The organism is Phyllobacterium pellucidum (assembly GCF_013327855.1).
In the GTDB taxonomy this organism is placed as follows: domain Bacteria; phylum Pseudomonadota; class Alphaproteobacteria; order Rhizobiales; family Rhizobiaceae; genus Phyllobacterium; species Phyllobacterium pellucidum.
Genome location: NZ_JABUMX010000001.1, coordinates 1195262 through 1216181, shown reverse-complemented (window position 1 = coordinate 1216181; position 20920 = coordinate 1195262). Strand labels below are relative to the sequence as shown.

Below are 20920 nucleotides of genomic sequence, written 5' to 3'. Positions count from 1 at the left end.
GATCAGTTCGGCGCGACCGCACCATGCGACACGTTGAAGAATTGCGCCCGTCCGCGAAGGCTGTCGAACAGCGAAGTGTCCGTGCCGGTCATGAATGCCTGGCCGCCAAGTTCCTCGATAATGTCGAACAGGGCCGCCCGGCGGCCCTCGTCGAGATGCGCGGCTATTTCATCGAGCAGCAGGATGGGCGCCATGCCGGCAAGCTTTCCGGTCAGCCGCGCATGCGCAAGGATAAGACCGATCAGCAGTGCCTTCTGCTCACCTGTCGAGCACAGCTCGGCGGGCATCGCTTTTGGTCGGTGGCGGACGAGGAGATCGGAGCGGTGCGGACCGTCGAGCGTGCGCCCGGCGGCGCGGTCGCGGCTTCTGCCATCGCGAAGCGCTCGCCTGAAAATCTCCTCCACATCGGTTGCCGCCTCAATGCCGATGCGCTGCTCAAGGGCGCCCTCGATGAGGCAATCGGCCTTGGGGAAGGGACTGTCGTCGGGCGAGCGTTCGATCATGTTATTGATCAGCCGCATCAGTTCGGCGCGCGCTGCGGCAATCGCTATGCCGAGTTCGGCCATCGGGGTTTCGATTGCATCGAGCCAGGCGTCGTCGGCACGCTCTTCGGTAAGCAGTCGATTACGGCTGCGCATCGCCTTTTCATAATCGAGCACGCGCTTGCCGTGGGCGGGGTCGATGGCGAGAACCATGCGGTCGAGAAAACGCCGCCTGTCGGCGGAAGGGCCAGTAAAGAGGCCGTCCATCGCCGGCACGAGCCAGAGGATACGCGCGTAGTCGAGAAGTTCATCGGCGCTTGTGGCGGTAACACCGTTAACGCGGACGCGCCGTCCGCTTTCGCCCGGCGCATTGCCGGCAAGGCCGGTTCCGACATCGACCGAGCCTTCCTCCGTTTCAATGGCGGCATGGATGGCAAAACCGTCAGGTGCTCCGCTGCGGGTTACATCCGTATAAACGGCGCGGCGCAATCCACGGCCAGGCGAAAGAAACGAAATTGCTTCGAGGAGATTGGTCTTCCCCGCACCGTTTTCACCCGTCAACACCACATGCGATGGCCCGAGCCGCAGCGAGAGGCTCTCATAGTTGCGGAAATTGGCGAGCTTCAGCCGGCTGATCGAAACGCGCGCTGGTGGGAGACTATTTTCCATGGAGGCCTACCGCATGCCCCCTGGAAGGCCACTCGACCCCCGACTGCGCTTCCACGCAGAGGAGGGTGACGGGACTATAACAAGTTCACCCATTGGATGCTGCGGCGATTGCCCTAAACCCGCATCGGCATGAGGACATAGAGCGCATTTTCATCGCCCGTATCGCGCACCAGTGTCGGTGAACCCGCATCGGCCAGCATGAACACTGCCTCTGTACCGGTCAACTGCGCGGTAATATCGAGAAGGTACTTGGCATTGAAGCCAATCTCGATCGGATCGGCGTCATAATCTGCGGCAATTTCATCGGTGGCACTGCCGGAGTCCGGGTTGTTGACGGTCAGCGTCAGCAGTCCATCGCCGATCGTAAGCTTTACGGCACGGCCGCGCTCGCTCGAGATCGTCGAGACACGATCGACAGCCGAAGCAAAGCTTTGCCGGTCGATTGACAGCTTCTTGTCATTGCCCGAGGGGATGACGCGCTGATAATCCGGGAACGTGCCGTCGATGAGCTTCGAGGTAAGGACGACCGATCCAATGGTGAAGCGGATCTTGGTTTCGGAGAGTTCGACAGTCACCGTAATATCCGGATCATCGACGAGCTTCTGCAATTCAGCGACGGTCTTGCGCGGGATGATGATCCCCGGCATGCCCTCGGCCCCGGCGGGCGCTTCGAGTTCGGCGCGGGCAAGGCGATGGCCGTCGGTGGCGACAGCGCGCAGCTTCAGCTTGCCGTCGCTCTCGATGGCATGAAAATAGATGCCGTTGAGATAATATCGCGTCTCTTCGGTGGAGATGGCAAATTGCGTGCGCTCGATGAGGCTTTTCAGCGCGCTCGACGGCATGCGGAAGGTGTGGCTGAACGAGCCAGCGGTCAGCTCCGGAAAGTCGGACTGTGGCAGGCACTGCAGGCGGAAGTTCGAGCGGCCGGACGTGACGGCCATGGAATTGCCATCCGTATTGGTGGCCAGCATCACCTCGGCACCGTCCGGCAACTTACGGACAATGTCGTAGAGGAGGTGGGCCGGAACAGTCGTCGCACCGGATTGCTCGATTTGCGCGCTTGTTGCTTCCGTCACTTCGAGATCGAGATCGGTAGCCTTCAAGGCGAGGCTGGCGCCGTCGGCATTGAGCAGGACATTCGACAGGATCGGAATGGTATTGCGCCGTTCGACCACGCGGTGGACATGATTGAGCGACTTCAGAAGGTTGGAACGTTCAAGAGTTACACGCATGATAAACCGGTCTCGCTGACTTCTATTCCGGCAGGAGGGCGGCGTATCTGCAATCCTCCTCCGGTGCGGGGCGCTTATTCCCCAGGGTCAAGCAAATTGGCAGAACTTCGCCTTAAAAAGCAAGCCTGCGGCAGGCATCAGCGTACCATACCGCAGGCTTTCTGTTGATAAGATGTGTCCTATTGGGCCTGTTCGTTGATCAGGCGCTTCAACAGTTCGAGTTCCTGCGAGAGTTTCTGGTCTTTGCCGACAATGTCCTCGATCTTGCGCACGGCATGAAGGACAGTGGTATGATCGCGACCGCCGAAACGACGGCCGATTTCCGGCAGGGAACGCGGCGTCAGCATTTTGGCGAGGTACATGGCGATCTGGCGCGGCTTGACGATCGTGCGTGTACGCCGGTTCGACAAAAGGTCCTGCTTCGACACGTTATAGTGGCGAGCGACGATGCGCTGGATTTCCTCGATGCGGATGCGCTTGGCATCGCCGCCACGCATGAGATGGCTGAGGAGTTCATCAACGCGGTCGACGGAAAGGTTCGGTTCGAACGTCTGGCGGAACAGCAACTGGTTGAACGCGCCTTCAAGTTCGCGGCCGCTGCCGGTCACGGACTGGGCGACGTGGTCGAGAATTTCCATGGAAATATCCAGCGAATGATCTTCTTGCTGGGCAGCAGCGAGACGGCGCTTGAGAATTTCGAGACGCATCGCATAGTCTGGCGAAATCATCTCCAGGGCAACGCCGCCCTGCAGACGTGAGCGCACGCGGGCATCGAGCGATTCAAGCTCGGAAGGCGGACGATCGGCAGCAACGACGACCTGCTTGGCACTGTCGAGCAGCGTATTGATCAGGTGGCAGAATTCGTGCTGGATCGACTTACCCTGCAGGAACTGCATGTCGTCGATGATGAGAAGGTCGATATCGCGAAGCTGTTCCTTGAACGATAGCGCATTGTTGTCGCGGATTGCTGTCGCAAAGCGCCACATGAAATATTCGGCGGTGAGATAGACGACGCGGGCACGCTCCGGGCGCTTCAGCGCCTCGGCGGCGATAGCCTGCAGGAGATGGGTCTTGCCGAGCCCGACTGACGCATGAATGAACAGCGGATTGAAGCGGACGGCGCTGGCGCCGGCATCTGCGATGGTGCGCGCCGCAGCAAGCGCCACGCGGTTTGGCGTACCGTCGACGAATGTCTCGAACGTATAGCGCGGATCAAGCGGCGAGCCAAAAACCGAGTTCTGCGAACGATCGGCGAAATGCGCTGGAGCCTTCTTTTCCTGCGAGGTGGTGCCGACCGGGAAGACCGGCTTCTCACGGGCCAGCGCACGGGTCTCGGCACGCTGGGGTGCCTCAGCGTCACAGATCGGTCGGATGGCACGGCTGGCGCTGCGGAAGACGATCTCGACCTTCAGAACCTGCTCTTCTTCCTCGCGCCAGAGCGCGGTGATCATGTCGGAATAATGATTGTTGATCCACGAGCGCAGGAAGGCGGTCGGCACGGACAGCCGGACGATGCTCTTCGACGTTTCGTCGAGTTTCAAGCGGCCGAACCAGCTCGAATAGACCTCGCTGCCGAGTTTCGCCTTGAGCTTGCTTTTGACACGCTCGAATATCATTTCGCTGCCGGCCGAAGCCATGTCTTTCCCCTCATCCACATGGAGCGGGACCATGGCATTTGTGCCGTTTTCCATTATTCCGCTGGTCATTGTCATCGCCTCATCCTGGTATTTCATTCGGGTCGTAGAGACGCCCGTGTTTTCTATTTGCCGACGTATCACCGTCAGGCAGTGATGACCGACGAGCCGCCCCAGTGGCTCGTCTGGTTAATGCCGTAACTAACAGATTGAGGATTTGGCGATCACGCAGTGTTGTACTGAATATAACTTGTTCAGAATATCTGTCACAACCACGTTCGCATCCCTCTCGTTAGGCGCGTCAAGCCTTACGCCCGGCTCACGCCAGCGTCGCCAACCCGCTCGATTTATGAAACAACCCAACCCCGATGGGCTGAGTACTGACAAAAACCACTCGTTACGCAAACGGTCAAATCTGCGCCCGAACCCACTATTTAATAAGCCTGTTAAATGGGTTTTGCCCACCCCTTCGATGTCTTGGACCTTACAAAAACCTTTGCAGGAAGAGCAAGTCCGGCCCAAGGGTTTTTTGATGAATAAAAGGTTAATGGAATTTGATTTTTTTTAAGTGTCCCCGGCTCAACTTGGAAAAACCGTTCGGATTCAAGGCTTTTTTTGAGGCTCAGATTTTGTTGCACTGCGACCAGACACACAGAAAAAAAATTTATAAATTTACGCTTGACAGCGGGTGTGGTCGGAGATTCCACCGGACGGTCCCGAGTTATAATTACTACCTTTTATAACCCGTTGAAAAAACACACAAATTGATGATTGACGCTTTTTGTCCTAATCGATTTGTGACCACCAGATGTCATGGTTTTGATAAGCCACAATCTTTTCCCCGGGTAACGAATTTATTCCCAGAATCAGGCCCAAATAAAAAAACCCGGCTAAATAGATGCCGGGTTTTCAAATATAAATATGAAGGTCTGATTAAGCAGACATGCCCTTCAGGCGAGCCGAGAGGCGAGATACTTTGCGCGAGGCAGTATTCTTGTGAAGGACGCCCTTCGAGGCAGCGCGCATGACTTCCGGCTCGACAGCCTGGAAGGCGATGGCGGCAGCCGCCTGGTCGCCGCTTGCAACCGCATCTTCGAACTTGCGCAGGAAGGTGCGCACGCGCGAGCGGCGGGATTTGTTGACTTCGGTGCGGGCTTCGATCTTGCGCGCCGCTTTCTTGGCCGAAGGAGTGTTGGCCATGATGCCTCTCTTTTCTGTCAGCTAATCGGCAGCCTGAAAGCAGCCGTCACAAAATAATAGGGTGGCCGAGGGGCCACCGAACGTTGGGGGGCTTATAGATGACGTTTGCTTTTGCGTCAACTTGGAATCGCTGATGAATTCGGGGATATTTTCGTTCAGCGATTTTTAAAGGACGGCGCCCGCTTTTCGGCAAAGGCCGCCATGCCTTCCTTCTGGTCCTCGAGCGCAAACATCGAGTGGAACACCCGGCGCTCGAAGCGCAAGCCTTCCGAGAGCGTCGTCTCATAGGCGCGGTTGACGGTCTCCTTGGTCATCATCACGACGGGCAGCGAGAAGGAGGCAATCTTCGCGGCCGCCTTGACGGCCTCGGCCACGAGGTCCGCCGCAGGAACCACCCGGGACACCAGGCCGCAACGCTCGGCCTCGGCCGCATCCATCATGCGACCGGTCAGGCACAGGTCCATTGCCTTCGACTTGCCGACCGAACGGGTGAGGCGCTGCGATCCGCCCATTCCCGGCATTACGCCGAGAGTGATCTCGGGCTGGCCGAATTTCGCGGTGTCGGCGGCAATTATGAAGTCGCACATCATGGCGAGTTCGCAGCCTCCGCCAAGTGCATAGCCAGCGACCGCAGCAATCAACGGCTTGCGCAGCCGGGTCACGCGCTCCCACTCGCTGAAATAGTCGCCGAGATAGGCGTCGGCGAATGCAAGCGTCTGCATTTCCTTGATGTCGGCGCCGGCGGCAAAAGCCTTTTCCGACCCGGTGATGACGATCGCGCCGATATCGTTGTCCTTGTCGAACGCTTCAAGTGCGCCTGCAAGGTCTGCGAGCAGCGCCGAATTCAACGCATTGAGCGCTTGCGGACGATTGAGCCGGATGAAGCCCACCTTTTCGCGCGTCTCGACGATGATGTTTTCATAAGTCATGGTTGATCCTCCTCAATCGCTAATGCTGGCACACGGGGCAATAGAAGGTCGAGCGCCCGCTTTGGACAATACGCGACACCGTGCCATTGCAACCCTTGCGCGGGCACGGGGCGCCTTCACGGTCATAGACCGAGAACGAATGCTGGAAATAGCCAAGTTCGCCATCGGCTTGCCGGTAATCCTTGAGGCTCGATCCACCGGCCTTGATCGCGTCAACGATGACAGCCCGGATCGCTGTCGCGAGTCGCTTTGCATCATCGGTTGGCGCGCCATCCGTGCCGGAAATGCTCCCTGCCGATCGCAATGGCGAGAGTTCCGCGCGCCACAGCGCTTCGCAGACATAGATGTTGCCAAGCCCGGCTATCAACCTCTGGTCGAGAAGTGCCGCCTTCAACGGCGCCGCCTTCTTGTGAAAGAGCTTCGCCAGCAAGGCGCCGTCGAGGCGGTTTCCCGTCGGTTCGGTGCCAAGACCCTTGATCAGCGGATGGTTGTTGAGTTCGCCGGGCTCGGCAAAGAGCATGAAGCCGAAGCGCCGCGGATCATTATAGACGACGCGGCTCGTCTTGCCGTCCTTGGCGGCGAGTTGCAGCACCACGTGGTCGTGCAGCGCGTTCTTCGAGCGCTCATGGGCAAAATCGCCGGGCGTTTCCGCCGCTTCGCCTTGCTCGATGCGATAGGATCCCGACATGCCAAGGTGGCTGATGACGCCGAGACCGTTATCGAGATGAAGGATGAGATATTTGGCGCGCCGTTCGAGCGCTTCGATGCGCCGGCCCGTCAAACGCTCGGCGAAGCGCTCGGGGAAGGGAAAGCGCAGGTCGGGGCGCCGCTGCTCCACGCCAAGTATGGTCGCGCCCTCCATGACGGGTTGGAGACCGCGCCGGACGGTTTCAACCTCAGGTAGTTCAGGCATCTGGGCTGCGCTCTCCCGTGCCCTTGAGGAAGCTCTTGCCGTGGAGGCCGGGGGAAATGCCGAGATGGGCGGCGACCGTCTCGCCAATATCAGCGAAGGTCGGGCGTACGCCGAACGAGCCTTTGGGCAGATCCGGACCGTAGCAAAGCACTGGAACCCGTTCGCGCGTGTGGTCCGTGCCCTGATAGGTCGGGTCGCAGCCATGATCGGCGGTAAGGATCATGAGATCGCCCGGACGGAGCTTGGCGATAGCCTCGGGAAGGCGCATGTCGAAGGCCTCTAGCGCTGCCGCATAGCCTGCGACATCGCGCCGGTGGCCGTAGAGCATGTCGAAATCGACAAAATTGGTAAACACGAGGTCGCCATCCTGTGCGTCGTCCATCGCGACCAGGGTTTCATCGAAGAGCGCCATGTTGCCGTTGGCCTTGCGCACCTGACCTACGCCCTTATGCGCATAGATATCGCCGATCTTGCCGATGGCGATGACCATGCGGCCGGCATCGGTAAGGCGGTCCAGCAGCGTCGCCTCTGGTGGCGGCACGGAATAATCGCGGCGATTGCCGGTGCGCTCGAATGTTTCCTTCGCCTCACCGATGAATGGCCGGGCAATAACGCGGCCAATATTCAGCGGATCGACCAGCTCGCGCACGGTTTCGCAAAGCTTGTACAAGCGTTCCAGCCCGAAATACGTCTCATGCGCGGCAATCTGGACCACGGAATCGGTGGATGTATAGAAGATGGGCATGCCCGTCCGGATGTGTTCTTCGCCAAGTTCCTCGATCACGTCAGTTCCCGAGGCGTGTTTGTTACCGAGGATGCCTGGAAGCTGTGCAAGCCGAACCGTGTCGGCGATCAAGGTTTCGGGGAATGTCGGGACGGTCTGGGGAAAATAGCCCCAATCGAATGCCACCGGAACGCCGGCAATTTCCCAGTGACCGGAAGGGGTATCCTTTCCCTTCGAGGTTTCTTCGGCCGCGCCCCACAAACCGACCGGGGCAGGGGCCCGCGATGATACCGGAAAAGCCGAGGCGATGTTGGCGGCGTGGAAGAGGCCGAGCGAGCTCATATTGGGAACAAGCAGAGGGCCTTGGCGCAGGCCCTCCTTGTCGGCCTCGCCGGCAGCACATCGTTCGACGATGTGCGCGAACGTATTTGAACCTTCGTCGCCGAAAGCCTTGGCATCCGGTGCGCCGCCGATGCCGAAGGAGTCGAGAACGAAAAGGAAAGCGCGAGCCATGCGATACTCCGAGTAAAATCAGACATCACAGATAGGTCAAACGGCGCGCCGTGACAAATCAATGGTGGCGGAGCGTCCTCAGCAGTTGGTGCAGGTCACCGCGTTTGAACCCTGCCGGATGCGGCCATAGGTATTCTTCGACATGTGAATTCCGATAACCGAAGCACCGGCGGCGGTGTTCGTCTGCCCGGTGATCGTCCAGGGGATGATCGGCACATAGGCAAGTTCGGCCTTAACTTGCACCACGGTGGTGCTGGGGATGCGCAGATTGGCGTCGAGCGTCACGGCGCTGCCGGCGTTGAACGGCCTTGACTCGGTGCCATTTACCACCCGCCGCGACCAGAGGACGGTCGCATTGCCGGCGGCGGATATATCGATGGAGGTTATTGTGATCTGCGGCGTATCCCGGCGATAGGGCAGCACCGTCGCCTGCCCGATCTTCATGATGTCGCCGAGCTGGGCAGTCGTGACAGTCGTTTGTTGCGTGACGAGATCGGCCACCATCGTCGCCGCCCGGCCGAGGTCCTTGTTGACGTTTACCCCCTCGGTCGTTTCGACCGTACCGAGGTAGAGCAGGATGAGGACGGGGGCAATGAGTGCGAATTCAAGCGCTGCGACGCCTCGCTTGTCGCCGATAAAGCGCTTCATCACGAGGGCCAAATATTTCGCGGTCTTTTGTTGTTTTTGGTTGTTCATGCGTCACACTTTCGAAGCTATGCCGGAATTGAGCATCAGACGAACGGTTCGTTTCTCCAGGTCGCGGTAGAGAACAGCAGAGTCCTCCCCGTTCCGTCGATTGTCTCGATACGATTGCGCATGAGATTGGTGAGGATTGGCCAGCGATAGAAAACGCGCAGCTGGTTGATCGTGCCCGCACCGCCGACATTGTTCTTGAAACCCGTCGAATCGACGTCCCCATTCGGCTTTAGCGGGATGGTGACGGGAACGTTGGTGAAGTTCGCATAGGTCTTCAGGTCAACGACGAGGTTGGCGCAGCCGGCTTCGGGCAGGATAAGCTTTGCGCAGATGCGGTCGCGCAGCTGGTTCCCCGAGATATTTGCAGCCCTTAACTCGCCGGTACGCAAGCGCCTTGCGATCTCATCGGTAGCGTTTGCCATGACCTGCTGCGCCATGAAGGTCATTCCAACTTCGAATATGACGAAGATCAGCAGGAAGAATGGCAGCGCGATCATGGCGAATTCGATGGCAACAGTGCCGCGTCGGTTGCGCCTGAAGCGGGCAAGCAGCGCCACGAGCCGGCTTTGCCTGACGCGCCCTGTGCAGCGTAGGGCGGCAGAGGCTGCCGCGACACCTTCATGCGATTGATTGTTTTTATCGTTGTAGAACATGGATGGAATTCCCCGACCACTTAAGGCAAGAAAATTCCTAGCATTCAGAAGTTAGAATCCCGTTCGATCCGCGGTGGAAATTGCAGTAAATTCCTTCACGATTTTTCAACCGTGAGTAGCGCCAGCTCAGTTGCCGCCGATTTTTTGATCGGATTCGGTTTCGGCAGTCGTCTTCTGCGCTGTTTCGCAATAGGGCGTACAGGAAAGTGTCTGGACGAAAGCGCGCCGATAGACGCGCGTCGTGTTGGCAACGCTGCGGCTCACCATGACCTGATCATCGACAATCGGGCTGCCATCGGCGTCCAGAATGACAATATTGGTCATGCCGAAGCCTTTCCCCGTCAAAATTACGGTGCGCGCATCCTTGACGACCGCATCGGCAATGGCGGGATCGCCGACGACGACCGTATCCGCCGGACGCGCGAGTCTCAATATTCTTGCCTGGTTCATGATCACATGGATGCCCGTATCGGCGCTCGCGGGGGCGGGGGCGAGCGCAATGGCGACAAGCGCCAAGGCGATGGTCAATCCGTACGCAGAAACAGTGTGGAATTTATTGTCGACCATGGATAAGAGCCCCTCGAAACGAATGCTTCTCAAACATGGCGTGGATTGGTGAAGGAAAGCTTAAGCCCGCAAAGCTTTTGTTAATCATAACGGCGCAAGACGACGTACAAACGGTAAAATTTTATGCAAATTCTAACTATACGATTTACCATTTAGTCACCTCTATTTCGAGTTGCCAAAGCTTTACTATTTTGTAACGGTGTTCCTTAAGATGAATGAAATTCGCTGCCACTAGCGTTCGATCAGGCGCAACCAGTGGTACGAGCGAGGACATTCCAGATGACAGGCACGATGAATGCGATCCTCGACGTGTTCGCTCGCTTCCTGCACAACCGGTGCGGCGCTACGGCTATTGAATATACGCTCATCGCTTCGATCCTAAGCATCGCCATTCTGGCCGGCGCGAACGTGCTTGGATCATCGGTACAGACCCTTTACGGCTCCCTTGCGGACAAGGTTGCCCAGGCGCCAAACAGGTAAGGTCATGATTGAAGCCGCCATCCTCGTCATCTTTCCGTTTGCAATGGCCTTTGCGGGGATCTCCGATCTCCTGTCGATGACAATTCAAAATCGCGTTTCGCTCATCCTTGTCGTTTCATTTGTAATCCTGGCGCCGCTGACCGGCATGGGCTGGGAAGCCTATGCAATGCATTTTGCCGCGGGCGCTGCGGTTCTCACGGTAACATTCGGCCTTTTCGCGACCGGCACGATGGGCGGCGGCGACGCCAAGCTGATGTCGGCGACCGCGCTTTGGCTCGGCTGGAACATGGGCCTTGCCGAATATTTGTTGATGATGTCTGTGCTGGGCGGCGTGCTTACCCTCGCAATTCTCAACTACCGCAATTCCCATGCTGCAATAATATATGCGGACCGGATCGAGTTCATGCGGCGGCTCGCGCGCAAGGAAGAGGGCGTCCCCTATGGCATCGCCCTTGGCGGCGCCGGCCTCCTTGCATTTCCAAGCTCCCCCCTATGCCAATGGGTAATCGATCGCCTGGCGCACCTCTGATTGAGTTCGTATCCCAGGGCTTTTCCTGGATCTAAACCATCAGAAGCGTGCATTGTTAGACTGGGCGTCACCTTGTAGATTGGATCGACACCCTGGAGATTTGAACATGGCGCTAAAGCGGATGGACAATGTCGGTATCGTCGTTGAAGACCTCGAAGCGACGATCGATTTCTTTCGCGAACTTGGCCTCGAACTCGAAGGGCGGGCGACGATCGAAGGCGAATGGGCCGGACGCGTCACCGGACTGGGCGATCAGCACGTAGAGATTGCCATGATGCGCACGCCGGACGGTCACAGCCGGCTCGAGCTCTCGCGCTTCATTTCACCGCCTGTCGTCGCAGATCACCGAAAAGCGCCGGTCAACGCGCTGGGGTACCTGCGCGCCATGTTTACCGTGGACGATGTCGACGAGACGCTTGAAAGACTGAGTGCCCACGGCGCGCAGCTCGTCGGCGAAGTGGTCCAGTATAAAGACGCCTATCGGCTCTGCTACATTCGCGGGCCTGAAGGGCTTCTCATCGGTCTTGCCCAAGAACTAAGCTGAACGGCGATACAAATAAGACCGTGAGGAGCGGGCTGGATGACGATAGCCACGCGGCCCGCATCAACGTTTCAGAAGCCATGATCCATGTCGCCACGCGCGACGTTCCGCTGCGTCGTATCAGCTACTGACGTTCTCAATTTGACCCGCTGAGTATTCATAGATCGAAAGTCTAACGGTTAAACGCCGTTAAGCATAGATTTAAGCAATGCGTTAACCATAATTACACGATTGGCAAGTCAAAGTGCAACCGTGGGTAATCTTAGACAAAAGTCTAACGGGGTGCATTGAATGCAAAGAGCACGACTTGTCATTTTGACCGTCGCGGTCGCTGCCGCGGGCGCCGCGGGCTATATCGCGACGCAGATGAAGCCCGACGTTACCGTCGTACAGTCAGCACCCCAACCACAGATGAAATTGCAGGATATTCTCGTTGCCACGGACAATCTCGGCGTCGGCACGGAACTGAACGGCCAGCTGCGCTGGCAGCCTTGGCCCGTCGATGCCCTTGCCGACGGATATATAAAGCGCGCTGACCGTCCGAACGCCGTCGAGGAACTCAAGGGCTCGACGGTTCGATTGCGCATATTCACGGGCGAACCGGTTCGTGAAGCAAAGCTCATCGGCAAGGGGCAGAGCTTCATGGCGGCGCAACTTCCGGCCGGCATGCGCGCTGTGGCGACGCAGATTGCCTCGGAGACATCGGCGGGCGGCTTCATTCTGCCCGATGACTATGTCGATGTCATTATGGTCCACGAGATCGAAACACAGGGCCAGGCGAAGCAATACATTACGGAAACCGTCCTTCGCAACATTCGCGTGCTGGCGATCGATCAGACGATCCAAGAGGACGAGAACGGTGAAAAGACCAAGCTGGGGTCCACCGCAACGCTCGAACTGACGCCGGAACAGGCCGAAGTCATCACCGTCGCGCAACAGATGGCTGCGCGCCTGTCGCTCGTTCTCCGCTCGGTTCAGGACGCCCAGGAACAGACAGGACCTGGCGCCGAATATCTCGTCAATTCGCCCGGCCGTAGCGGCAATGTGAAACTGATCAAGTCTGGAACCATGGTCGAAGTCATGGGGCGGAAATAAAAAAATGGGGCACGAAATCAACATTATGCAGCTCAAATGCGCATCCCCTATGTCGCCGCTGATGAAGGCGGCCCGCGTGCTGCTCGGCTGCAGCATAGCCGTTCTGCCATTGCAGAATGCGGCCGCTGCGGAAGACGCTGTCGTAAGGCTCAACCAGAGCCAGACCGCTGGCAAGCGGATCAACCTTGGACTGAGCAAGTCGCTCGTCATCGATCTGCCGGCGGATGCCTACGACATTCTCGTGGCCAATCCTTCCGTTGCCGATGCCGTCACCCGCACGGCGCGGCGGATTTATCTTTTCGGCAAGATGGTCGGGCAAACCAACATCTTCGTCTTTGGCCCGAATGGTGAGCAACTCGCAAGCTTCGATCTCGTCATCGAACGCGATGTGGCGGGGCTCGAGGAAAGCCTGCGGAAATATATTCCGGACTCCGACATCAAGGTCGAGTTGATGAACGACAATGTCATCCTTACCGGAACGGTTCAAACGCCGCTCGACGCCAAGCGGGCAAGCGACCTTGCCAACCTTCTCGTTTCCGGCGGTGAAGCAACGACGGGACAATATGCGATCACGGCCTCCGGCCAGGGCGGCACCAATGGCGGCGGTGGGTCGGACGTTGCCATCAGCGACCCGGACGAGGCGCGCCAGAAAAGCAAGATCGTCAATCTCATTCAAATTGCCGGCGACGACCAGGTTACCTTGAAGGTAACAGTGGCTGAAGTCAGCCGCACGGTAATGAAGCAGCTTGGTGTCAATCTCGTCGGCAAGACCAAGTCGGACGGGATATTCTTCAGCTCGACCAACATCGCATCGCTGGCCGGCAAAAGCCTGACAACGTCCGGCGTTACCGTGCCGATCTCGATCGGCAGCGCAACGATCGATTCCTACCTGAATGCCATGGAAGTGGCGGGGGTCATGAAGACGCTCGCAGAACCGTCCTTGACCGCCATCTCGGGCGAACAGGCGACGTTCAAGGTCGGCGGCGAATACAACATGATCACCGGCCAGACTTCGAATGCGCAGGGCGCCCAGTATCAGCTTACCAAGATCGAATACGGCATCGGCCTCGAGTTCCTGCCCGTCGTCCTCTCACCCGGACGCATCAGCTTGAAGGTACGGACCTCGGTTTCCGAACCGACACTTGAACAATCGATCCCGCTCGGTGCTGGCGTCAATCCGACCTACAACGGAACGACGAACAAGAACCAGGCCCAGAACCTCGCCACCAACATCATTTCATTGCGCAAACGTCTCGCCGACACCACCGTGGAACTGCCGTCGGGCGGCTCGATGATGATCGCCGGGCTGATGCGCGACGACAACCGCGCCGCGATCTCGGGACTGCCTGGAATTTCCAAGATTCCGGTCCTCGGGACCTTGTTCCGCAGCCGCGACTTCATTCGCAACGAGAGCGAACTCGTGATCATCATCACGCCCTATCTGGTGCGTCCGGTCGCCCGCACGGCGCTTGCAAGGCCTGACGACAATCTCAATCCAGCCAGCGATGCCGCAGGCATCTTCCTCGGCAAGGTCAATCGTGTCTACGGCACGAAGGAAGCCAGCCTGCCTGAAGGTCGATACGAAGGCACAATCGGTTACATTTACAAGTGAGCAGGGACGCGGACATGTCAGCCACAACCACCATTCGTCGTATAAAGCCCGTCCTTGCATTGCTTGCCGTAACCCTGCTTGCAGGTTGCGCACCACGCGAGATGACGGGGAGCATTCCGGACGACTATCGCACCAACCATCCGATAATCATCTCCGAGAAGGAGCAGGTCGCCGATATTCCGGTCGGTCATGCTGACCGCAAACTGTCGATTACACAGCGAAGCATCGTCGAACAGGTCATCGCCAATTATCGGGCCAACGGTTCCGGCATGGTTCACATCCTGTTGCCGGCGGGCTCGCCCAACGAACACGCTGCGGCTGGCCTGCGCGACGATATCGCAGCAGTTCTGCGCAAGGGCGGGGTCAAGCCGTTCAACATAAACAGTGAGCGCTACAGCGCAGGTTCTTCGGATTCAGCGCCGATCAGGCTTTCCTATTCGGCAATGACGGCGTCCACGCATCCCTGCGGTCAATGGCCGAAGGATTTGCTCGAGACGGCCGATAATCGCCATTACGCGAATTTTGGCTGCGCCAGCCAGAATAATCTCGCCGCCCAGATCGCAAACCCTGCCGACCTTCTTGGACCACGGGCATCTTCGCCGATCGATGCGGAGCGCCGCAACATCGTGATCGAGGACTATCGCGGGGTTCCGTCCGACAGGCCGCATACGCCCAGCGCAGCAGAAGTCGATTATTCGTGGTGACCAACTCCCTGAAACGCGGAATCTGAAGATGAGTCTAGCCTTTGACATAGAAGACCCGGCAGGCGGAGGCACAGAGCGGTCAGCGGGCCTGCACGCCTATCGTCCGGTCCCGCGCATATCGATCGAGGCATTTTGCGAAACCGATGCGGTCGCGCGCCAGATCGCCAAGGCCAATGAAGACCGGCGCATGGCCAAGACCCATGCCCAGATTCATATGGGAGGTGTCGCGACCGCCGTTGAAATGTTCCAGACGGTGCCGACGCCCAATCTGATCCTTCTCGAAACCTCCGCAGCGCCGCGGGACATGCTGCAAAGCCTTTCCGCCCTGTCGGAAGTGTGCGACCCCAGCACCAAGGTCGTCATCATCGGTCATTTCAACGACGTCGCCCTCTACCGCGAGCTGATCAGGAACGGCATTTCCGAATATATGATCGCGCCGATCGAGCTGGCCGACATCATCGGCGTCATCGGCACGCTGTTCGTAGATCCGGAGGCAAAGCCGCTCGGCAGTGCGATAGCCTTCATAGGTGCAAAGGGAGGCGTCGGTGCCTCCACGCTTGCGCACAATATCGGGTGGTCGATTTCCTCGCTGTTCAAGAGCGAGGTCGTCATCGCCGACATGGACCTGCCCTATGGCACCGCGAACATCAATTTCGACCAGGACCCGGCACAGGGCATTGCCGAAGCCGTGTTTTCGCCGGAACGCATCGACGATGTCTATCTCGACAGGCTGCTTGCGCAATGCGCTGAAAATCTCTCGCTCCTAGCGGCACCATCGACGCTCGATCGCGTCTTCGACTTCCGCGATGACTCCTTTGCGCATCTGATCGATGTCGCGCAGCGTTCGGTCCCGCATGTCATTCTCGATGTGCCGCACTCCTGGAACGGCTGGACGCGCACGACGCTTGCCCGTGCCGACGAGGTCGTGATCGTTGCCTCGCCGGAACTTGCCAATCTGCGCAACACCAAAAACCTCCTCGACACGCTGAAGCAGCTTCGCCCCAATGATGCGCCGCCGCGGCTCATTCTCAATCAGGTCGGCGTGCCGAAGCGTCCCGAAATTGCGCCGCTCGAATTCTGTGGTCCGCTCGGCATCCCGGCGATGGCGACCCTTCCTTTTGAACCGGCACTTTTCGGCAGTGCCGCCAACAATGGACGGATGCTCGCTGAGACGGACGCGGCAAATCCCATTGTTCAGACCATCAACGAAATGGCCCATATCTTGACGGGCCGCATGACGCACAAAGCCAGAAAGAAGCCGGGACTGAAAGCCGTCTTCTCCAAGCTGACGCGCAAGAAATAGCGAGATCGAAGAGGCATCATGTTCGGCAAGCGCGGCGGAGGAAATCAACAGGTCCAGGAGTTTCGTGCCCCGGCGATGGAAGCGGCGCTGCCGCTCGGCAATATTCCGGCCGAGGCGTCCCGCTTACCGCGCGATATATTGGAGCCGAAACGCCAACCGGCTGAAGCCGCGAAGCCGATTGTCGTGCTCCGCGAGAAGAACGAGGCCTATTACGACACGAAATCGCAAGTCTTCACGGCACTGATCGACACGATCGATCTTGCGCAATTGTCGAAGCTCGATCCCGATGTCGCGCGCGAGGAAATTCGCGATATCGTCAACGACATCATCGCGATCAAAAACTTTGCCATGTCGATCTCCGAGCAGGAGGAACTGCTCGACGATATCTGCAACGACGTACTCGGCTATGGACCGCTCGAACCATTGCTCGCACGCGACGACATCGCCGACATCATGGTCAATGGCGCGCGCAAGACCTATATCGAAGTGCAGGGCAAGGTGCAGGAATCAGGTGTAAGATTCCGCGACAATCAGCAGCTTCTCAATATTTGCCAGCGCATCGTGAGCCAGGTCGGCCGCCGCGTCGATGAATCAAGCCCCATATGCGACGCGCGCCTGCCGGATGGCTCGCGCGTCAACGTGATTGCGCCGCCGCTCGCAATCGACGGGCCGGTCCTCACCATTCGTAAATTCAAGAAGGACAAGCTGACGCTCGATCAACTCGTGCGCTTCGGCGCGATCTCGCCGGCCGGTGCCGAACTGCTGCAGATCATTGGCCGCGTCCGCTGCAATCTCGTCATTTCCGGCGGTACCGGCTCGGGCAAGACGACGCTCCTCAACTGCCTGACGAATTACATCGACAAGGACGAGCGCGTCATCACCTGCGAGGACTCGGCCGAACTGCAGCTGCAGCAGCCGCACGTGGTGCGTCTTGAAACACGCCCGCCCAATCTTGAGGGCGAGGGCGAGGTCACGATGCGCGATCTCGTCAAGAACTGCCTGCGCATGCGCCCCGAGCGGATCATCGTCGGCGAGGTGCGCGGACCGGAGGTATTCGATCTGCTGTCCGCGATGAACACGGGTCACGACGGCTCGATGGGAACGATCCACTCCAACAGTCCGCGCGAGTGCCTGAGCCGTATCGAATCCATGATCGCCATGGGCGGCTTTTCGCTGCCGCAAAGGACAGTGCGCGAAATCATCGTCGGCTCGGTCGATGTCATCATCCAGGCGGCGCGTCTGCGGGACGGCTCGCGTCGCATCACGCATGTGACCGAAGTCATCGGCATGGAAGGCGACGTCATCATCACGCAGGACCTCGTCGTCTACCAGATCACCGGCGAGGATGCGAATGGCCGCCTTATCGGCAAGCATGTTTCGACGGGTATCGCGAGGCCGCATTTCTGGGAGCGCGCGCGCTATTTCAACGAAGATCGCCGCCTCGCCCAGGCGCTTGATTCCATGGAAATCATGCAGGGATGATGACGCCGGGAGAATTCCACCATGTTTGGGCTTAGCCTTCCGCAGATCGTCTTCGTTGCCCTGGTAGCGCTTACCTTCGCTGCACTTGCCTACGTCTTCTTCTTCGATTCGATCGCATCGCAGAAGCGCACGGAGGAACGGCTGAACTCCGTCAAACTCTCTGCCAGCGAAAGCATGGGCAAGTTTGTGGTTCGCGACAAGCTGGCAGAGGCGCAGAAGCGCCGGAGATCCGTTCAGGATACGCTGAAGGATATCGAAAAGCGTCAGAAACAGCGCGACAAGAACGCCAAGTCGCCGCCCTTGAAGATGCTGCTCATGCAGGCCGGGATGAAGGTGACTGTTCAGCGCTTTTATATCTACTCCGCAGTGGTTGGCGTTGTCGTTACTTTCGCCGGGCTTTTCCTCGGCTCGCCGCTCTATCTTGCACCGGGCTTGCTGCTTGCCGGCATCTTCGGCCTGCCACGCTGGTTCGTCTACTATCGCCGCGGCCGCCGGATAAAGGCATTCCTCAAGGAGTTTCCGAACGCGATCGATGTCATCGTGCGAGCGCTTCGATCCGGCCTGCCGCTCAATGACGGTATCCGGCTCATTGCCCAGGAGGCGCAAGAGCCGGTCAAGGCCGAGTTTCGGCGCATGGTCGATGCGCAGCAGGTCGGCGTGAGCATCCCGGAATCCGCGATGCGAATGGCCGAATACATGCCTTGTCCGGAAGCAAGCTTTTTCGGGATCGTGATCCAGATTCAGTCGCAGGCCGGTGGCAACCTTTCGGAAGCGCTCGGCAATCTTTCCCGCGTGCTCCGCGATCGCAAGAAGATGGCGGTCAAGGTTCAGGCGCTGTCCATGGAGGCCAAGGCCTCTGCCTATATTATCGGTTCACTGCCCTTCGCGGTTGCTTTGCTCGTCTACCTGTCGAGCCCCGGTTACATCATGGTTCTGTTCACGACCGACACTGGTCACGTCATCATGGGCTGCGCAGCCGTCTGGATGTCACTCGGGATCCTGGTCATGAAAAAAATGATCAACTTTAAGTTCTGAGCGGAAAAGTCGAGGCCCATCAATGATCACCACCATCGCCAAAGCCATGCACAACCCCGCCTTCATCTTTGCGGTGCTCGTTGGCATATCGATATTTGCAACGCTCATGACTTTTCTGATGCCGATGTTCTCCGGCACCAGCCTGAAGACGCGGATGAAGTCGGTTGCCCTGGAACGCGACCAGATCAGGTCGCGCGAACGGGCCCGCATGGCTGCGGATGCGGAGACGCGGCGCAAGAATGGAGCGAGTTCATTGCGCGTGACCGAGCGGCAGGGTGTCAGGCAACTGGTCGAGCGGCTTGATCTCCAGCGCGCTCTTGCCGACGAGAATACCGTCAATTCTCTGCGTATTGCCGGCTTTCGCGGGCAGAACGCCCTCAATATCTTCCTTGCGGCTCGCTTTGGCCTGCCCTTTGTCACGCTCGGCCTGACGACACTGTGGATCTTCGGCATGGACGGGCTTGCGGCACAATCGACCATGATACGGATGGCCGCCTGCTTCGCCGGTGCCTATGTCGGCTTCTACTTGCCCAATCTCTACGTCAAGAACGTCGGATCCAAGCGGCAGCAATCGATCAAGCTTGCGTGGCCGGATGCGCTCGATCTGATGTTGATCTGCGTCGAATCCGGCATGTCGATCGAGGCAGCGTTCAAGAAGGTTTCCGAGGAAATCGGCGCGCAATCCGCAGAACTTGCCGAAGAACTGGTACTGACAAATGCCGAACTGTCGTTCCTGCCCGAGCGCCGGCAGGCCTATGAGAACCTCGCCAACCGCACCGGGCTCGAACCGGTCAAATCCGTCGTCCAGGCGCTGACCCAATCGGAACGCTATGGTACTTCGATCGGGGGTGCTCTGCGCGTCCTTTCCGATGAAAGCCGCGACGCCCGCCTGATGGAAGCCGAAAAAAAGGCGGCGGCCCTGCCGCCGAAGCTCACCGTACCGATGATCGTCTTCCTGCTGCCGGTGCTTTTCGCCGTGATCTTGGGGCCGGCCTTCATCCAGATTTCCGCCCAAGGCGGCATCTTTGGCGACGCAACACCGAAGTAAATCGAAGCGTTTCCATCAACGAAAAAGCCGCCCGGTTCGGGGCGGCTTTTTTTATTGGTTGGCCTGGTGGCACTCAGCTTTTCGGCTTTGCCTTATCCTTGTCTTTCAGCATGGTCCAGGAATTCTGCTGGGCCAGGACGGTGCGCAAATATTTGACATTAGCCTGCGCTTGCTGCGGCGAGAGCTCCTGGTTGGCGATGGTCTCGGCCTCGTCGAAGCGACCCTGAAGTCCGACCACGAGCGCAAGGTTCTGGCGGACGCGGCTGTCGGACCCCGGTGCCTTTACCGCCTGGCGCATGTAGTTTTCGGCACTGGCGAGATCGCCCGAGAGGACGTAGGACATGCCGAGATTGGAAAGGATCGAGGCTTCGTTGGGATTGATCTGCAGCGCCTGCCGGTAGAGGTCGCGGGCTTCGCTTTCCTTGCCCAACTGGTCGAGGATAGCGCCTTGCGCCGACAAGAGCTTCCAGTCCGGATATTCCGGCGTCTGGGCCCGTCGCAACGCATCAAGCGCTGCTTCGAACTCGCCGGCGCTTGCCAGCGCTTTGCCGTAAGCGGCGAGCACGTCCCGATCCTGCGGGTAGGCGATGGCGAGGCTGCGCATGACGGCAAGGGCCTGATCGCTGCGATTGGTCATCCTGAGGACCGCGGCAAACTTCATCGCCGTGACCTTGTCCTTTGGATTAGCCTGATAGCGCGAACCGAGGCTGGTCGATGCCTGCATCAACTGCTGTTCGTTCATCTGGTCGAAATCGCCGCTTGCGCTCGTTGCCGTCGCCGCTACAGCGGGTGAAATGGAACCTGTCGTCGTCTTGTCGGTGGTTGTGCAGCCCGATATGCCCGCCACGAGCCCCGCTATCGCCACAGAGAAAAGCATGC

At 58.6% G+C, this 20920-nt stretch carries 21 protein-coding genes; 10 read left to right on the top strand and 11 right to left on the bottom strand.

Translation table 11 applies throughout. The annotated features are described in order from the left end of the window. Positions 1–2 precede the first annotated feature (2 nt). The 10 genes from recF to HQ945_RS05950 form a co-directional block, all read right to left on the bottom strand. On the bottom strand, positions 3–1151 hold the full coding sequence (gene recF / locus HQ945_RS05995; RefSeq protein WP_113279730.1) for a DNA replication/repair protein RecF: 1149 nt from the start codon (positions 1149–1151) through the stop codon (positions 3–5). A gap of 113 nt (positions 1152–1264) precedes the next feature. Beyond that, the gene (gene dnaN, locus HQ945_RS05990) at positions 1265–2383 is read right to left on the bottom strand and encodes a DNA polymerase III subunit beta (RefSeq protein ID WP_113279731.1); all 1119 of its coding nucleotides are present in this window, start codon (positions 2381–2383) and stop codon (positions 1265–1267) included. 179 nt (positions 2384–2562) lie between these two features. Further along, positions 2563–4074 (bottom strand): chromosomal replication initiator protein DnaA, encoded by a 1512-nt coding sequence (gene dnaA / locus HQ945_RS05985; protein WP_425500629.1) that lies wholly within the window; start codon positions 4072–4074, stop codon positions 2563–2565. 876 nt (positions 4075–4950) lie between these two features. Next, positions 4951–5217, bottom strand: coding sequence for a 30S ribosomal protein S20 (rpsT, locus tag HQ945_RS05980; RefSeq protein WP_027230438.1), 267 nt, complete (start codon positions 5215–5217; stop codon positions 4951–4953). Between the two features lie 155 nt (positions 5218–5372). Beyond that, on the bottom strand, positions 5373–6146 hold the full coding sequence (locus HQ945_RS05975) for an enoyl-CoA hydratase (RefSeq protein WP_091950600.1): 774 nt from the start codon (positions 6144–6146) through the stop codon (positions 5373–5375). A gap of 19 nt (positions 6147–6165) precedes the next feature. After that, positions 6166–7059, bottom strand: a complete 894-nt coding sequence (gene mutM, locus HQ945_RS05970; RefSeq protein WP_113279732.1) for a bifunctional DNA-formamidopyrimidine glycosylase/DNA-(apurinic or apyrimidinic site) lyase — start codon at positions 7057–7059, stop codon at positions 6166–6168. Continuing rightward, positions 7052–8296 carry a phosphopentomutase gene (locus tag HQ945_RS05965; protein WP_113279733.1) on the bottom strand — a complete coding sequence of 415 codons (1245 nt, stop codon included), beginning with the start codon at positions 8294–8296 and terminating at the stop codon, positions 7052–7054. Before HQ945_RS05965 ends, mutM begins: the two co-directional genes overlap by 8 nt. Before the next feature lie 78 nt (positions 8297–8374). Next, positions 8375–8992: a TadE/TadG family type IV pilus assembly protein gene (locus HQ945_RS05960; protein WP_051614603.1), complete on the bottom strand. Its 618-nt coding sequence runs from the start codon at positions 8990–8992 to the stop codon at positions 8375–8377. A gap of 35 nt (positions 8993–9027) precedes the next feature. Beyond that, positions 9028–9645, bottom strand: a complete 618-nt coding sequence (locus HQ945_RS05955; protein WP_091919900.1) for a TadE/TadG family type IV pilus assembly protein — start codon at positions 9643–9645, stop codon at positions 9028–9030. Between the two features lie 126 nt (positions 9646–9771). Next, positions 9772–10212 (bottom strand): pilus assembly protein N-terminal domain-containing protein, encoded by a 441-nt coding sequence (locus tag HQ945_RS05950; RefSeq protein ID WP_113279734.1) that lies wholly within the window; start codon positions 10210–10212, stop codon positions 9772–9774. 279 nt (positions 10213–10491) lie between these two features. Here HQ945_RS05950 and HQ945_RS05945 point away from each other — a divergent pair, with 279 nt between their 5' ends. The 10 genes from HQ945_RS05945 to HQ945_RS05900 all read left to right on the top strand — a co-directional run bounded on the left by HQ945_RS05945 (position 10492) and on the right by HQ945_RS05900 (position 20041). Then, positions 10492–10692 carry a Flp family type IVb pilin gene (locus HQ945_RS05945; protein WP_228017117.1) on the top strand — a complete coding sequence of 67 codons (201 nt, stop codon included), beginning with the start codon at positions 10492–10494 and terminating at the stop codon, positions 10690–10692. 4 nt (positions 10693–10696) lie between these two features. Further along, complete coding sequence (locus tag HQ945_RS05940; RefSeq protein ID WP_113279735.1) at positions 10697–11221, top strand: A24 family peptidase; 525 nt, start codon at positions 10697–10699, stop codon at positions 11219–11221. Between the two features lie 106 nt (positions 11222–11327). Further along, the gene (locus tag HQ945_RS05935; protein WP_113279736.1) at positions 11328–11765 is read left to right on the top strand and encodes a VOC family protein; all 438 of its coding nucleotides are present in this window, start codon (positions 11328–11330) and stop codon (positions 11763–11765) included. 288 nt (positions 11766–12053) lie between these two features. Then, entirely contained in the window at positions 12054–12857 is an 804-nt protein-coding gene (gene cpaB / locus HQ945_RS05930) for a Flp pilus assembly protein CpaB (protein WP_113279737.1), read from the top strand. A gap of 4 nt (positions 12858–12861) precedes the next feature. Further along, on the top strand, positions 12862–14469 hold the full coding sequence (locus HQ945_RS05925; protein ID WP_425500619.1) for a type II and III secretion system protein family protein: 1608 nt from the start codon (positions 12862–12864) through the stop codon (positions 14467–14469). Positions 14470–14483: 14 nt separating this feature from the next. After that, positions 14484–15173, top strand: a complete 690-nt coding sequence (locus HQ945_RS05920) for a CpaD family pilus assembly protein (protein WP_113279738.1) — start codon at positions 14484–14486, stop codon at positions 15171–15173. A gap of 28 nt (positions 15174–15201) precedes the next feature. After that, on the top strand, positions 15202–16476 hold the full coding sequence (locus tag HQ945_RS05915) for a CpaE/TadZ family protein (protein WP_091919894.1): 1275 nt from the start codon (positions 15202–15204) through the stop codon (positions 16474–16476). Between the two features lie 18 nt (positions 16477–16494). Beyond that, the gene (locus HQ945_RS05910) at positions 16495–17958 is read left to right on the top strand and encodes a TadA family conjugal transfer-associated ATPase (RefSeq protein ID WP_113279739.1); all 1464 of its coding nucleotides are present in this window, start codon (positions 16495–16497) and stop codon (positions 17956–17958) included. A gap of 21 nt (positions 17959–17979) precedes the next feature. Next, positions 17980–18993 carry a type II secretion system F family protein gene (locus HQ945_RS05905; protein WP_174207801.1) on the top strand — a complete coding sequence of 338 codons (1014 nt, stop codon included), beginning with the start codon at positions 17980–17982 and terminating at the stop codon, positions 18991–18993. Positions 18994–19015: 22 nt separating this feature from the next. Continuing rightward, a complete protein-coding gene (locus HQ945_RS05900; RefSeq protein ID WP_027230424.1) occupies positions 19016–20041 on the top strand; it encodes a type II secretion system F family protein in 1026 nt (341 codons plus the stop codon). A 73-nt stretch (positions 20042–20114) separates the two neighbouring features. On the opposite strand, the gene HQ945_RS05895 is transcribed toward HQ945_RS05900, so the two are convergent. Continuing rightward, positions 20115–20918, bottom strand: a complete 804-nt coding sequence (locus tag HQ945_RS05895) for a tetratricopeptide repeat protein (protein WP_246272547.1) — start codon at positions 20916–20918, stop codon at positions 20115–20117. Positions 20919–20920 lie beyond the last annotated feature (2 nt).

Coding starts and splice junctions, on each gene's coding strand:
- recF (WP_113279730.1), bottom strand. CDS start 1,151: ATGGAAAATAGTCTCCCACCAGCGCGCGTTTCGATCAGCCGGCTGAAG.
- dnaN (WP_113279731.1), bottom strand. CDS start 2,383: ATGCGTGTAACTCTTGAACGTTCCAACCTTCTGAAGTCGCTCAATCAT.
- dnaA (WP_425500629.1), bottom strand. CDS start 4,074: ATGGAAAACGGCACAAATGCCATGGTCCCGCTCCATGTGGATGAGGGG.
- rpsT (WP_027230438.1), bottom strand. CDS start 5,217: ATGGCCAACACTCCTTCGGCCAAGAAAGCGGCGCGCAAGATCGAAGCC.
- HQ945_RS05975 (WP_091950600.1), bottom strand. CDS start 6,146: ATGACTTATGAAAACATCATCGTCGAGACGCGCGAAAAGGTGGGCTTC.
- mutM (WP_113279732.1), bottom strand. CDS start 7,059: ATGCCTGAACTACCTGAGGTTGAAACCGTCCGGCGCGGTCTCCAACCC.
- HQ945_RS05965 (WP_113279733.1), bottom strand. CDS start 8,296: ATGGCTCGCGCTTTCCTTTTCGTTCTCGACTCCTTCGGCATCGGCGGC.
- HQ945_RS05960 (WP_051614603.1), bottom strand. CDS start 8,992: ATGAACAACCAAAAACAACAAAAGACCGCGAAATATTTGGCCCTCGTG.
- HQ945_RS05955 (WP_091919900.1), bottom strand. CDS start 9,645: ATGTTCTACAACGATAAAAACAATCAATCGCATGAAGGTGTCGCGGCA.
- HQ945_RS05950 (WP_113279734.1), bottom strand. CDS start 10,212: ATGGTCGACAATAAATTCCACACTGTTTCTGCGTACGGATTGACCATC.
- HQ945_RS05945 (WP_228017117.1), top strand. CDS start 10,492: ATGACAGGCACGATGAATGCGATCCTCGACGTGTTCGCTCGCTTCCTG.
- HQ945_RS05940 (WP_113279735.1), top strand. CDS start 10,697: ATGATTGAAGCCGCCATCCTCGTCATCTTTCCGTTTGCAATGGCCTTT.
- HQ945_RS05935 (WP_113279736.1), top strand. CDS start 11,328: ATGGCGCTAAAGCGGATGGACAATGTCGGTATCGTCGTTGAAGACCTC.
- cpaB (WP_113279737.1), top strand. CDS start 12,054: ATGCAAAGAGCACGACTTGTCATTTTGACCGTCGCGGTCGCTGCCGCG.
- HQ945_RS05925 (WP_425500619.1), top strand. CDS start 12,862: ATGGGGCACGAAATCAACATTATGCAGCTCAAATGCGCATCCCCTATG.
- HQ945_RS05920 (WP_113279738.1), top strand. CDS start 14,484: ATGTCAGCCACAACCACCATTCGTCGTATAAAGCCCGTCCTTGCATTG.
- HQ945_RS05915 (WP_091919894.1), top strand. CDS start 15,202: ATGAGTCTAGCCTTTGACATAGAAGACCCGGCAGGCGGAGGCACAGAG.
- HQ945_RS05910 (WP_113279739.1), top strand. CDS start 16,495: ATGTTCGGCAAGCGCGGCGGAGGAAATCAACAGGTCCAGGAGTTTCGT.
- HQ945_RS05905 (WP_174207801.1), top strand. CDS start 17,980: ATGTTTGGGCTTAGCCTTCCGCAGATCGTCTTCGTTGCCCTGGTAGCG.
- HQ945_RS05900 (WP_027230424.1), top strand. CDS start 19,016: ATGATCACCACCATCGCCAAAGCCATGCACAACCCCGCCTTCATCTTT.
- HQ945_RS05895 (WP_246272547.1), bottom strand. CDS start 20,918: ATGCTTTTCTCTGTGGCGATAGCGGGGCTCGTGGCGGGCATATCGGGC.